General features: G+C 65.7%; 13 protein-coding genes and 3 pseudogenes. 13 read left to right on the top strand and 3 right to left on the bottom strand.

Translation table 11 applies throughout. The annotated features are described in order from the left end of the window. Nucleotides 1-342: 342 nt before the first annotated feature. From IPP28_02315 to IPP28_02305, 3 genes and pseudogenes are all read left to right on the top strand, one after another. Nucleotides 343-495 (top strand): hypothetical protein, encoded by a 153-nt coding sequence (locus IPP28_02315; protein MBL0039887.1) that lies wholly within the window; start codon nucleotides 343-345, stop codon nucleotides 493-495. Nucleotides 496-668: 173 nt separating this feature from the next. Further along, a pseudogene (locus tag IPP28_02310) lies at nucleotides 669-908 on the top strand (prolyl oligopeptidase family serine peptidase). Continuing rightward, nucleotides 865-1,107 (top strand): prolyl oligopeptidase family serine peptidase, encoded by a 243-nt coding sequence (locus IPP28_02305; GenBank protein MBL0039886.1) that lies wholly within the window; start codon nucleotides 865-867, stop codon nucleotides 1,105-1,107. The pseudogene IPP28_02310 and the gene IPP28_02305 overlap by 44 nt, the downstream one beginning before the upstream one ends. Nucleotides 1,108-1,133: 26 nt before the next feature. Here the strand turns inward: IPP28_02305 and IPP28_02300 are convergent. Then, nucleotides 1,134-1,755, bottom strand: a pseudogene (locus IPP28_02300) (class I SAM-dependent methyltransferase). A gap of 104 nt (nucleotides 1,756-1,859) precedes the next feature. Between IPP28_02300 and IPP28_02295 the strand changes: the two are divergent. Both IPP28_02295 and IPP28_02290 read left to right on the top strand, forming a co-directional pair. Then, on the top strand, nucleotides 1,860-2,300 hold the full coding sequence (locus IPP28_02295) for a hypothetical protein (GenBank protein MBL0039885.1): 441 nt from the start codon (nucleotides 1,860-1,862) through the stop codon (nucleotides 2,298-2,300). Next, nucleotides 2,243-3,226 carry a Zn-dependent exopeptidase M28 gene (locus tag IPP28_02290; GenBank protein MBL0039884.1) on the top strand — a complete coding sequence of 328 codons (984 nt, stop codon included), beginning with the start codon at nucleotides 2,243-2,245 and terminating at the stop codon, nucleotides 3,224-3,226. Before IPP28_02295 ends, IPP28_02290 begins: the two co-directional genes overlap by 58 nt. A 13-nt stretch (nucleotides 3,227-3,239) precedes the next feature. Here IPP28_02290 and IPP28_02285 read toward each other — a convergent pair whose 3' ends face one another. Further along, on the bottom strand, nucleotides 3,240-3,458 hold the full coding sequence (locus IPP28_02285) for a hypothetical protein (GenBank protein ID MBL0039883.1): 219 nt from the start codon (nucleotides 3,456-3,458) through the stop codon (nucleotides 3,240-3,242). Continuing rightward, on the bottom strand, nucleotides 3,428-4,990 hold the full coding sequence (locus IPP28_02280; GenBank protein MBL0039882.1) for a patatin-like phospholipase family protein: 1,563 nt from the start codon (nucleotides 4,988-4,990) through the stop codon (nucleotides 3,428-3,430). The genes IPP28_02285 and IPP28_02280 overlap by 31 nt, the downstream gene beginning before the upstream one ends. A 226-nt stretch (nucleotides 4,991-5,216) precedes the next feature. On the opposite strand from IPP28_02280, the gene IPP28_02275 reads away from it, so the two are divergent. The 8 genes and pseudogenes from IPP28_02275 (at nucleotide 5,217) to IPP28_02240 (ending at nucleotide 12,038) form a co-directional block, all read left to right on the top strand. After that, nucleotides 5,217-5,741: a phosphoribosyltransferase gene (locus tag IPP28_02275; protein MBL0039881.1), complete on the top strand. Its 525-nt coding sequence runs from the start codon at nucleotides 5,217-5,219 to the stop codon at nucleotides 5,739-5,741. A 136-nt stretch (nucleotides 5,742-5,877) separates the two neighbouring features. Beyond that, nucleotides 5,878-7,922, top strand: a pseudogene (locus IPP28_02270) (M3 family metallopeptidase). A 78-nt stretch (nucleotides 7,923-8,000) separates the two neighbouring features. Then, nucleotides 8,001-9,788 carry a diguanylate cyclase gene (locus IPP28_02265; protein MBL0039880.1) on the top strand — a complete coding sequence of 596 codons (1,788 nt, stop codon included), beginning with the start codon at nucleotides 8,001-8,003 and terminating at the stop codon, nucleotides 9,786-9,788. A 57-nt stretch (nucleotides 9,789-9,845) separates the two neighbouring features. Next, complete coding sequence (gene aroE / locus IPP28_02260; GenBank protein ID MBL0039879.1) at nucleotides 9,846-10,712, top strand: shikimate dehydrogenase; 867 nt, start codon at nucleotides 9,846-9,848, stop codon at nucleotides 10,710-10,712. Next, complete coding sequence (locus tag IPP28_02255) at nucleotides 10,709-11,047, top strand: DUF952 domain-containing protein (GenBank protein ID MBL0039878.1); 339 nt, start codon at nucleotides 10,709-10,711, stop codon at nucleotides 11,045-11,047. Before aroE ends, IPP28_02255 begins: the two co-directional genes overlap by 4 nt. A 4-nt stretch (nucleotides 11,048-11,051) precedes the next feature. Then, complete coding sequence (locus IPP28_02250) at nucleotides 11,052-11,333, top strand: YkgJ family cysteine cluster protein (GenBank protein ID MBL0039877.1); 282 nt, start codon at nucleotides 11,052-11,054, stop codon at nucleotides 11,331-11,333. Between the two features lie 82 nt (nucleotides 11,334-11,415). Continuing rightward, nucleotides 11,416-11,646 (top strand): AbrB/MazE/SpoVT family DNA-binding domain-containing protein, encoded by a 231-nt coding sequence (locus IPP28_02245; GenBank protein ID MBL0039876.1) that lies wholly within the window; start codon nucleotides 11,416-11,418, stop codon nucleotides 11,644-11,646. Further along, nucleotides 11,643-12,038, top strand: a complete 396-nt coding sequence (locus IPP28_02240) for a type II toxin-antitoxin system death-on-curing family toxin (protein MBL0039875.1) — start codon at nucleotides 11,643-11,645, stop codon at nucleotides 12,036-12,038. The genes IPP28_02245 and IPP28_02240 overlap by 4 nt, the downstream gene beginning before the upstream one ends. Nucleotides 12,039-12,070 lie beyond the last annotated feature (32 nt).

Below are 12,070 nucleotides of genomic sequence, written 5' to 3'. Positions count from 1 at the left end.
AACATGCGCTGACGCCGGAAGCATGGGTGGTCGACGGCCTGCTTCGCGGTGGACGGGCACGATGATCGCGTGTTCTTCGCCTCCGGTGGTCCCGATCCGACGCAGAAGCAGGTACGCACACGCCACCGCTGTCGCGCGTAAAGTGCAGCAGATCACCCCGAGGGCGGCACGCACAATACCAGCTTCCCGGAAACAAGCCAACGTGTTCGTCGTGACCCATTCCGATCCGTCGACGCCACCGCGTGTGCGCCTGTTCGATGCCAGCGGCGCGAGGCTCGCGGTGCTGAAGCGAACGAACTCAAGGAAGGCCACCCGTACTGGCCCTACGCCGCCGAACACTCGGTGCCGGAGTTCGGCGAGATCACCGGTGCCGAGCAGCAGAAGCTGCTCTATCGCGTGTTCCGGCCGGCGCATTTCGATGCGGCAAAGAAATACCCGGCCATTGTCCACATCTACGGCGGTCCGCATGGGCAGTACGTGACGCAGCTGGACTGAAGGGTTCATCCGGTGCTGACGCGCAAGGGTTTCGTCGTGTTCCAGCTCGACAATCGCGGCATGCACGGCGCGGCAAGCGTTCGAGGAGGCCCTGTTCCGCAAAGATGGGTTCGGTCGAAGTGGTCGACCAGCGCGAGGGAGCGTGAAGTGGCTGCGCACGCAACCCCGGATCGACGGCGACAAGATCGGCTTCCGGCTGGAGTTACGGCGGCTACATGGCGCTGCAGGTGCTCAGCCAGGCCTCGGATGGTTTCGCGGCCGTGGTCGCTGGCGCGCCGGTCACGGACTGGGCGCTGTACGACACGCACTACACCGAGCGCTACATGGATCAGCCGCAAGGACAACGCCGACGGCTACGCCCAGAGCAGCGTGTTCGCGCACCTCGATGGCATGCGCGTCCGACCTGCTGTTGATCCACGGCAGGCCGACGACAACGTGCTCTTCACCAACAGCACCAAGCTGATGAGCGCATTGCAGCAGCGCGGCAAACCTTTCGAATTGATGACCTACCCCGGTGGCAAGCACGGCATCGCCGCACCCTGGATGAAGAAAACACGCCAACAACGCCATCGTCGACTTCTTCGAGCGCAAGCTGAAGCGGTGAGGCAATGATCGCGCGGTGCCCTGGATCCAGGACGTCAGCACTCGCGCTGCAGCAACACGTACTGGAACGACTGCGTCGTGCCGAACGGTGTCGGATGCTGCTCGCGGGCATCGCCGATGCGGGTGAAGTGCGGCGCGAATTCGGCAGCGAGGGTGTCGGCGTCGAGCGTTGTACGGGCAGGCCGCTGCAGCGTTCAGGGCCGTCGGCGGCGAAGGTCGCGATCAGCAGATGGCCGCCTGGGCGCAGCGTGTGCGCGGCCTGCGCGACATACGCGGCGCGCTGCGCCGGCTCGGTCAGGAAGTGAACACGGCGCGGTCGTGCCAGAGCGCGAAATGGGCATCGGGAAGATCGAGCGTGGTGATGTCGCCGACGCGATAGCGCACGTTCAACGCGGTGGCGACGATGCGAGTCGTTGCCGCGCAAGCGCAAGCGCGGTGTCGGCGAGATCAGTTCAGCGTGAGCTCGCGGAAGCCGTGAGCAAGCAGGTCGTCGACCAGCGTCGAGGCGCCGGCGCCGACATCGAGGATCGGTGCATCGCGGTCGAGTCCCAGCGCATCGATGAAGGCCAGCGATCGATCGAGATGCGGCCGGTACCAACTCACCGCGTCCGTCGCTTTCGTCGCGTACACCTGCTGCCAATGTGACTGCTGTTCCATTGTTCCGCTCCGTTCCGGCGACGCGGACGATAGCGTGACCGACCCGGCCGCGCGTCCTGTCGTTGCCGGGTCTAGACTGCGCGTCCACCCCTCGGATCCCGACCATGTTCTCCGCGCTCGCGCTTGGGTTGCAGATGGGCCTGACGACGGCGATGCCGATGCCGGCGGCGCTGGTCGCGCTGGATCGGCATCCGCAGTTCGAGCTCGACCGCTACACGCGCCAGATCGAGCATGCGGGCGGCTGGTGGGTCGAACTGGAGAATCGCCTGCTGGTCGCGGCGCCACCGTCGCGATTGCCGGGGCTGCTCGCGGGCGAACGCGTGCTCTCCGATCTCGGCTGGATCCGGCCCGACGACCTGGCCCTGCAGACGCGCGCCTGTGGTGTCGATGAAGGGCCGGTGTTGCCGGCAATCGCAGATACCGGACGCTTCGCGCTGGTGCGCACGCCGGCGACCTGGTTGCCCTACAAGTCGCCCGACATTTCCGAGTGGCGACCGCTGCAGCGAACTCGACGATTACGAAGGATCTGCGTGCGCGCGGCCTGATGGCGATGGCCAAGGCCGCGCCCGATCCGGACGTGCAATTGCGCGTCGATGCACTCGACACCCAGCGCTGGTTCGACGCGCTGACGACACTGGCCGGATTCGATCGCTCGTCCTACGGGCAATCGCCGAATCCCGGCATCGACCAGGCACGCGACTGGCTGATCGGACAGTTCGGCGCGCTGGGTCTGCAGGTCACGACACAGACCTTCACCCTCGGCGGCACCGCCACGCAGGTCGAGAACGTGATCGCACGCCTGCCCGGCAGTCGTCATCCGGAAGAACTCGTGATTGTCGGCGGGCATTACGATTCGCGCCAGCAGAACATCAACGACCCGAGCCAGAGTCCGGGCGCCGAAGACAACGCCTCCGGATGCGCCGGCGTGCTCGAAGCGGCGCGCGTGTTCAGCGCCTATCCGCCGCAGCGGACGATGGTCTTCGTCTGCTTCGCCGGCGAGGAACAGGGCCTTTATGGCGGCACGGCCTACGCGCAGTCGCTGCAGGCCAGCGGGACGATGGCGAACATCGAGCTTGCGATCATCATGGACATGATTGGCTATTCCGGCGATGCCGATCTCGATGTGCTGCTGGAGACATCGAGCGGCCTGTCGACCCTGTTCCCGGTCTTCACTGCAGCGGCCGCGACCTATGCGCCGGAACTGCGTCTGATCAGCGACACAAGCTATTGCTGTTCCGACCATGCACCGCTGATCTCGCGCGGCGCGCCGGCGCTGCTGACCATCGAGAACGACTACAGCTACAACGCCAGCACCCGACCCGAGGGTTACCAGCACTATCACCGCACCACGGACTTGCCCGGCAACATCACCCGTGCACAGCAGATGGGCGGCGCCATCCTGAAAATGAACATCGCGGTGCTGACGGAGGCCGCCGGCATCGCGACACTGTTTGCGGACGGTTTCGACTGATCAGAACACCTGATCAGAACACCGGGGTCTCATCGGCGAGCGCGTCTTTCGGGCCACCGACGATGCGCAAGGTGTGCTGGTAGCCGCGATCGATGGCGTGGAAGAAGCTCTGCCATTCGAGCAGACCAATGTCGGCCAATGGCGGCTTGATCAGCAGGGTCGATTGTGCGCGGGCACTCGCGGCTTGCGCCCCGGAATTGATCATTCCGGCACGCAGCAGGATCTCGCGCAACCGCGGTCGACGATAACCGGCACGATCCTGCATCCACAGCTTCCAGCCGGGCGGCACTCGTATTCGTCGTCGAGTGCAGATAGGGCGTAGTCGCCACCGATGTCGACGGCAATCACCTCGCCGCGGTGCTGGGCGCGCATCAGATCCACCGGCAGGTTGTTGACGACGCCGCCGTCGACGAACACCTGACCGCCGCGGAACACGGGTGGCAGCAGGCCGGGAATCGCGACCGACGCACGCAGGGACTGCCACAACGTGCCATCGCGGTGCACATGCGCATCGCCCTTGGTCAGGTTCGCGGAAACACAGAAGAACGGCAGCGGCAGGTCTTCGATGTCGCGCTCGCCATAGGTCTCGCGCAGCAGCCGCGACACCTTGCGGCCCGACACGATCGAGACCAGGGGCAGCGTGTAGTCGGACAAGGGATTGGTGTCGTAGAACGCGTGCCGGAACCGCTCGGTCATCTCCTCGATCGACCACTCGGCGGCCACGCCGGCACCGATGATCGCGCCGATCGAGGTACCGCCGACGCTGTCGATCTCCATGCCCGCTTCGCGCAGCGCCTTGACCACGCCGATGTGCGCGAAGCCGCGCGCACCGCCGCCGGACAGCACCAGCGCCAGGCTCTGGCCGCCGATCAGGCGTGCCACGCGGGCATTGTCGCGGGCGTCACGCACATGGTGGATCGAGGCGCGCGGACAAAACGCGTGCCAGCGCCGCGCCGCGCCGAATCGCGGCTTCGACAGGTGCTGCACGATCAGGTATTGGCGGCGCGCGACCGCTTCGTCCGCAGCATCGGGCCAGGCGGCATCCGAGCTCGGCGCGTCCGAAGCGCGGACGACGAACAACAGTGCATCGGCCTGGCGCCGGCACTGTTGTCGCCAGGCATTGTCGCTCCCGTCGGCGACATACAGCACGAATCTGGAAGCGGCCTCGATCGCGTGGTAATGCCCGGCGGCTTGACCGGCTTCGTCGGCCCTCAGGGTCCGCACCGAGCCGAAGCGCGCCAGGTCCTCGGCGAGGCGATTCGCGAACAGGTCGAGATCGACCCCTGGCGATTGCGGCAGCAACGCCAGCGTGCGCGGCGCGGCCGCATGCGTCTGCAGTTCGCCATGGCGCCGAAGGGCCAGTCGCGCCAAGCCCAGCAAGGCTTGCGGAAAGGTCTCGGCGAGCACGTCGAGGTGGGTCGCCGGCAGTCGCACCAACTCGGAATCGCGCAGCGCACGCACGGTGGCGGAGCGCGGCCGCGAGATCAGCACGCCGAGTTCGCCGACACTCTGCCGGCCATGATGTGACCAACCAGATGTGCACCGCCGTGGCTGTCGCGCTGGAACGCGGCGAGGCTGCCGTTGACCAGCAGATACACCGCGTCGGAGGCCTCGCCCTCGAAGAACAGGCTCGCCGCCGGCCACGCGATGCCATTCGCAGCCCGCGGCCAGCAACACCCGTGCCTGTTCGGGCAGGGTCGAGAACCACGGCACGTGGCCGAACAGCTCGACAAATCGGTAGCGGTCGGGCGAGGCGCTGCTCATGCGTGAATGCTACGGCAAGCGTCGCGGACAATCGCTATTCTGTCCGCACAGCCGACTGACTTTGATCGGGTGAACGGGTGATGGGTACAGCAAAGACGCGTTATCGAAGCCTCGCGATACCCGCGCTCATACAGCCGCCGCTGTCGATATTTCGAGAGGATCGAGCGATCCGTCGCATCCGGCGTATGCCGATGCAAAGGCAGGAAATATCGATGCCGCAATCCAGTTGGTCAGGGATCTCGCAGAACCACTGAAGGCACTCGCTGATCTGTTTGACGAAACAACCATTTTCGTTGCCCCACACGCGGAAGAGTCGGCGGGAGACAACGCGATACCGATCGTTCTGTCGGCTTTTCTGGCCGAGTACCGCTCCGCATTGCTCGACGACGAAATTGTTCAGGCCAATCGTGTGTATCACACCGGTGCGGATGCGATGGAACGTCTGATCGCACCGGCAGAGTTTGAAGGTGACGTCATTTCGGGCGGCGCCTACGTGATTGTCGACGACGTCGTGACGATGGGTGGAACGATCGCCGACCTGGCTTCTTACATTCAAATGAACGGCGGAAAGGTCATCGGCGTAGTCACATTGGTCGATGCATCCCGCTCTGGTAGCCTCGCTTGCAACGCAAAGCTATTGCACGAAATCGAGAAGAGGTTCGGAGATGAAATCCGCCAGCAGTTCGGCATCGAGCCAAGCGCGCTTACCGCAGAAGAAGCCGGGATACCTCATTGGTTTCCGATCGGCTGAAGAAATCCGAGGTCGCAGCTAAGGCAGCAGAAGAAAGACGCAGGCGCCTACGCTCGAAGGGCATTCTCGTCGATGAAGTGAGCGACTCTCCGGCCCCGCCCAGCGCGGGGCCGGTTCGTTTTGGCCAGGAAGAACCATGAACGTTTCCAACCCCCTGCTGCGCGACGACGAATTCGTCGCCTTTTCCGAGATTCGCCCGGAACACGTGCTGCCGGCTGTTCGGGCGCGTATCGCCGACTACCGCGCGCGCATCGAGCAGCGGGTCGCCGATCCGGCGCAGCATCGCTTCGCCGGCCTGATGCTGGCCTGGGAGGAATGCGAGGACGCAATGAACCGCTGCTTCGCGCCGGTCGGGCATTTGCACAACGTCTGCGACACGCCGGGAATTGCGTGCGGTCTATGGCGACGCGATCGAACTGCTGACCGATTTCGGCACCGATATCGGCCAACACGCCGGACTGTGCGCGGCGGTGCGCGCCATCCGCGCGCGCGCCGACTTCGATGCGTTGCCCATGGCCGCGCGCAAGCTGGTCGACGACGCCCTGCTCGATTTTCGACTCGCCGGTGTCGACTTGCCGCCCGACCAGCAGCAGCGCTTCCGCGCGATCGCCACCGAACTGTCGCGCCTGACGACCGAGTTCGAACAGGCCGTGCTGGACGCCACCGAAGCCTGGACGCTGGACCTGCCCGAGACCGACGCATGCCTGCGCGGCTTGCCCGAGTCCGCGCTGGCGCAGCTGAGGCAGGCGGCACGCGAGGCCGAGGTCGATGGCGTGCGCATCACGCTGCAACCTCCGGTCTATCAAGCCGTGATGATGCATGCCGATGATCGTGCCCTGCGCGAACTCGTCTACACCGCGTATCAGACGCGTGCTTCGGATCAGGGTCCGAACGCCGGTCGTTTCGACAATGGGCCGCGGATCGAGCGGATCCTCGCATTGCGTCACGAAGCCGCGCAGCTGGTCGGCTTCGCCAATGCAGCGGAAGAGTCGCTGGCAACCAAGATGGCGGAGACACCAGAGCGTGTGCTGCATTTCCTGCACGATCTGGCCGCCCGCGCGAAACCGGTCGCGACGCGCGAGATCACCGAACTCGCGGCATTCGCCCGTACCCGTTTCGGCATCGCGTCGCTTGAACCCTGGGACGTGAGTTACGCCAGCGAGAAATTGCGCATCGAGCGCTACGCCTTGAGCGAAGAGGAACTCAAGCCGTTCTTCCCGCTGGAACGGGTGATGGCCGGTCTGTATGCATTGACCGAGCGCGTGTTCGGGGTGCGTCTGGTCGAGCGTCAGGGCGTCGACCTGTGGCACAAGGACGCCCGCTGCTTCGACCTGATCGATGCCCAGGGTACGGCGTTTGCGGTCGTCTATCTCGATCTGTTCGCGCGCAGTGGCAAGCGCGGCGGCGCCTGGATGGACGTGGCGCGTTCACGCAAGCGCATCGCGGCATTGCAACGGCCGATGGCCTATCTCACCTGCAACTTCGCGCCGCCCACGGCCGAATTGCCGTCCTGCTCACCCACGACGACGTGCGCACGCTGTTCCACGAGTTCGGCCACGGCTTGCATCATCTGCTGACCGAGATCGATTACCCGAGCCTGTCCGGCATCGAGGGTGTGGAATGGGACGCGGTCGAGTTGCCGAGCCAGTTCATGGAGAACTTCGGCTGGCATCGCGAGACGCTCGATCTGATCGCCACGCACTGGCGCAGCGGCGAAGCGCTGCCCGAGGCCCTGTTCCAGCGCATGCTCGCGGCCAAGCACTTCCAGGCCGGCCTGTTCCTGGTCCGCCAGCTGGAATTCGCGTTGTTCGATTTCCGGCTCCATCTCGAATTCGATCCGGCGCGTGGTGCCCGTGTGCACGAGTTGCTGGCCGAGGTGCGCGGCGAAGTCTCGGTGATCCAGCCGCCGGCCTGGCAACGATTCGCGAATGCCTTCACGCACATCTTCTCCGGCGGCTACTCGGCCGGTTACTACAGCTATCTCTGGGCGGAAGTGCTGTCGGCGGACGCGTTCGCGCGCTTCGAGGCCGAAGGCATCACCAATGCTGAGACCGGTCGCGCCTTCCGCGGCGAGTGCTGGCCGTCGGCGGCTCACGCCCGGCGCTCGACAGTTTCGTCGCTTTTCGTGGCCGGGAACCCGACCCGGCGGCCCTCTTGAGGAGTTACGGGTTGGCGGCCTGAGTGGTCTTCACGGCACGTAGATGTCAGGCCGGGTGAGGCCGAATAAACTCGCGGCCTGCCTGTTCACCGGGGGGTGGCGTGGTCGCATTTCCATTGCCAGCGGACGAGGCCGAGCGCCTCGTTGCGCTGGCTGAAACACAATTGCTCGACAGCGAGCACGAAGCGGTGTTCGATGCCGTGGTGGCGCTCGCGGCGTCGATCTGCGGCGTGCCGATGGCGGCGATCTCGCTGATCGATCAGGACCGCCAGTGGTTCAAGGCCAGTGTCGGTCTCGACGACCCTGAAACCCCGCGCGGGGATGCCTTCTGCACCTACACCATCCTCGACACCCAACCGTTGCTGGTCAGTGATGCGCACGCGGACGCGCGATTCCGCGACAACCGCCTGGTCAACGGCGCACCGCATATCCGCTTCTACGCCGGCATGCCTCTGGTGACTGCCGCAGGCCACGCGCTCGGCGCCTTGTGCGTGATCGACCGCAAGCCTAGGGAACTGGATGGTGGACAGCGCGACTCGTTGCGACATCTCGCGACCGTCGTCGAGCGTCTGATCGACGCGCGGGTGGAATCGTTGCGTCAGCAACGCGCGCTCAGCGAGAGCGAGGTCCGGGTGGCGCGCAGTCGCGATTTCATCCGCAAGATCACTGATGCGATGCCCGCGCTTGTCCTCTACCTCGACAGCGACGAGAACGTTCGTTTCGCGAATGCCGATGTCGGTCGGCGTTTCGGCGTCGACGCGGAGCTGCTGGTCGGACGCGGCTTTGCCGAGATTTGCGGCAGCGCGCTGTATGCGGAAATCCAGGCGCCCCTGGCACGGGCGCTGGCCGGCGAGATCGTCTCGTTCGAGGGCAGCCGGCGTGTGCGCGACGGCTTCTATCACTTCCGCACCCACTACGTGCCCGATCGCAATGGCGACGATCGGGTGCAGGGCGTGTTCGCATTGACGTTCGACATCACTGCGCAGAAGCAGGCCGAGATCAACGCGCGCACGGCCGAACGACGCTTGCAGCTGATCGCCGACAATATCCCCGCCGCGGTGTCGATCATCGATCGCGATCATGTCTATCGCTTCAACAATGCGGCCTATGAGCGCGCCACCGGTCGGCCGTTGTCGGAGATCACCGGACAGCACGTCGCGGAAGTGCTCGGCGCAGCGATGTATGCGCAGATCGAGCCGCATCTCGCGCGCGCGCTGGACGGGCATCGCACCCAGTTCGAACTGCGCCAGGAGCGGCCCGAGGGTCCGCGTTTCCTGCGCGGCAGCTATCAGCCGAAGCGTGACGACGGCGGCGCGGTCGTCGGTGTGTTCGGGATGATCCTCGATCAGACCGAGTTGAAGCAGGCCGAAGACCAGCTGCGCGTCATGGCCGAGTTCGACGCACTGACCAAGCTCGCGAACCGCTACCGCCTGTACGACGTGATCGCGATGTCGTCGGCGCGTGCGCAGCGGCACGGGGCCGGACGGGCGCTGCTCTATCTCGATGTCGACAAGTTCAAGGCCATCAACGACCGTCATGGCCATGCTGGCGGCGATGCCGTGCTAATGGAGTTCGCGCGCCGTCTCAAGGCGTCGGTGCGCGCCACGGACACGGTGGCGCGCCTGGCCGGCGACGAGTTCGTCGTGCTGCTCGAAGATGTGCGCAATCCGGCCGATGCCGTTCGTGTGGCCGATGCCATTCTTGCCGCCATGGGCCCGGCCGTGACGTATCTGGATGTCGACATCGCCGTCGGCACCAGCATCGGCATCGCCCTTGCGAATGCGGTCGATGAAGGCGCGGATGCCTGGCTGCATCGCGCCGACGGCGCGCTCTATGCCGCCAAGGCGGCCGGTCGCGGCGGCTACCGGATCGCAGCCGACCATCCCTGACTTCGCAGCCTGCATCGCCGGGTCTATGCTCCGTCCATCTTCCGGATGGAGCGGCCCATGTTCGAAGCACCGAAGCTGGTCGATGATCTCGATGTCACGCTGGCCCGCTACGCGGTATTCGGCCATCCGGTCGGGCATTCGAAGTCGCCACAGATCCATCGCGCCTTCGCGCACCAGCTCGCGATCGCGCTCCGCTACGACGCCATCGATGCGGCCCCCGGTACCTTGGCGGCCACGCTGTCGCGCTTCGCGGCGGAGGGCGGCGTCGGCGCCAATATCACCCTGCCGCTGAAGGCCGAGGCGTTTGCCGCGGCACGCGCGCACAGCGCGCGGGCGCGGCGGCTTGGCGTCGCGAATACGTTGGCCTGGCGCGGCGATCACTGGTACGCCGACAACACCGACGGTGAAGGCCTGATCCGCGATCTCGGCGAGCGTCATCGCATCGACCTGCGCGGTCGGCGCGTGTTGCTGCTCGGTGCCGGCGGCGCGGCACAGGGCGTGTTGCCGGCCCTGCTCGATGCCGGCGTCGCCAAGATCACGATCACCAATCGCACCCCCGAACGCGCCGACCAGTTGTGCGACTGGATCGGTGATCCGGCGCGCGTCCAGACCTGGTACCTCGATGACTTGCGGCGCGCCGGCGATTTCGATGCCGTGTTCAATGCCACTGCCGCCGGCCAGCATGGCGAAGCCGTCGACTTGCCGTTCGCGATCGCGAATCCGCGCACGCTGGCCTACGACCTGAGTTACGGCAAGGCCGCCACGGGTTTCCTGGCGTGGGCGAAGACCGCGGGTTGTGCCTACGCGCTCGATGGACTGGGCATGCTGGTCGAGCAGGCGGCCGCGGCCTTCGAACTCTGGCATGGCACCCGCCCGGAAACCGATCCGGTGTATGCACAGCTGCATCGCGAGTCGCGCGGATGAACGAACGGCCGTCGATCCTGTTCCACTTTGCCGCGCGCAGCGACTGGGCCGACGCGCAGGCGACCGAGGAATACCGGGCGCCGTCGCTGGCGACCGAGGGCTACATTCATTGCGCGACGCGGGCGCAGATCCCCGGCGTGATTCAGCGCCATCTGCAAGGTCGCGCCAATCTGGTGCGGCTCACGCTCGACGCGACCCGGCTCGAACCCTGGTTGCGTTATGAATGGAGCGAGGCCAGCGGCGACGACTACCCGCACATCTACGGCCCGATTCCGATGAATGCCGTGATCTCGGTCGAGTTGTTCGAGCCGACCGCCGCCGAATACGGTGGCTGAGTCCCTGCAGCCCGACGGTCGTGGGGGTTGGCATTGCCGCGCCGCGTGCGCCGCCTGTTGCATCGCACCCTCGATTTCGACGCCGATGCCCGGCCATCCGCACGGCAAGCCTGCAGGCGTCGCTTGCATGAACCTGCTGCCGGACTTGCGCTGCGCCCTGTTCGGCCGGCCAGAGCGACCGAAGGTCTGCGCCAGCCTGCGTCCGCAACCGGAGATGTGCGGTGATCATCGCGATGCGGCGCTGGCGGTCCTGACCGAGCTGGAACGCGCCACCGCGGCAGGTTGAGTTCAGCCGGGTCAGGCATTCGGCTCGGCGTGTGACTGCGCGTGTTAGGCTGTGGCCACGAAAGTTATAACAGGAGTCCGCCATGGCCATCGACGCCCTCACCATCCGCGCCATCGGCAATTCCAGTGGTGTGGTGCTGCCCAAGGAATTGCTGGAACTGCTGAACGTGAAGCAGGGCGACAAGCTGTTCGTCACGCGTACGCCGGATGGCATCGCGCTGAAGCCCTATGACGAAGACTTCGCCGAGCAGATGGATCTGGCGCGCGAGATCATGCGCGAGGACCGCAACATCCTGCGCGAATTGGCGAAGTGAGCGCGCGCTTCCGCTGGATCGGCGAATCCGTCGCGCTCGCCATCCACGACGAACAATTGGCGCAGCATGGCGGCGGATCGGGCATTCGCGATGCCGGACTGCTCGCATCGGCGCTGGCAAAGCCGCAGCAGCTCGCGGCCTACGGCGAGCCCGATGAGTTCGATCTGGCCGCGGCTTATGCCTTCGGCGTGGCGCGCAACCATCCCTTCATCGACGGCAACAAGCGCACCGCCTGGGTGCTGGCTCGATTGTTCCTGCGCCTGCACGGATACTCCTATCGCGGAGGTGATGCAGCGGCGGTGCTGACGATGCTGAACTTGGCCGCCGGCGACATCGACCAGGACCGTTTCGCCGCCTGGCTGCGCCAGCATTCGGCCGCGGTCGAACGCTAAACCCTTGTCCGGCTTGCCTTTGCCGGCAGGCT

Source organism: Lysobacterales bacterium (genome assembly GCA_016721845.1).
GTDB lineage: Bacteria > Pseudomonadota > Gammaproteobacteria > Xanthomonadales > Ahniellaceae > JADKHK01.
Note: the sequence above shows the minus strand (reverse complement) of the source record. Positions and strands in the feature narration are given on the sequence as shown.

Excerpts from the sequence above, each read along its gene's own strand:
- IPP28_02295 (MBL0039885.1), top strand. The coding sequence starts at position 1,860 with ATGTTCTCCGCGCTCGCGCTTGGGTTGCAGATGGGCCTGACGACGGCG.
- IPP28_02280 (MBL0039882.1), bottom strand. The coding sequence starts at position 4,990 with ATGAGCAGCGCCTCGCCCGACCGCTACCGATTTGTCGAGCTGTTCGGC.
- aroE (MBL0039879.1), top strand. The coding sequence starts at position 9,846 with ATGTTCGAAGCACCGAAGCTGGTCGATGATCTCGATGTCACGCTGGCC.
- IPP28_02255 (MBL0039878.1), top strand. The coding sequence starts at position 10,709 with ATGAACGAACGGCCGTCGATCCTGTTCCACTTTGCCGCGCGCAGCGAC.
- IPP28_02245 (MBL0039876.1), top strand. The coding sequence starts at position 11,416 with ATGGCCATCGACGCCCTCACCATCCGCGCCATCGGCAATTCCAGTGGT.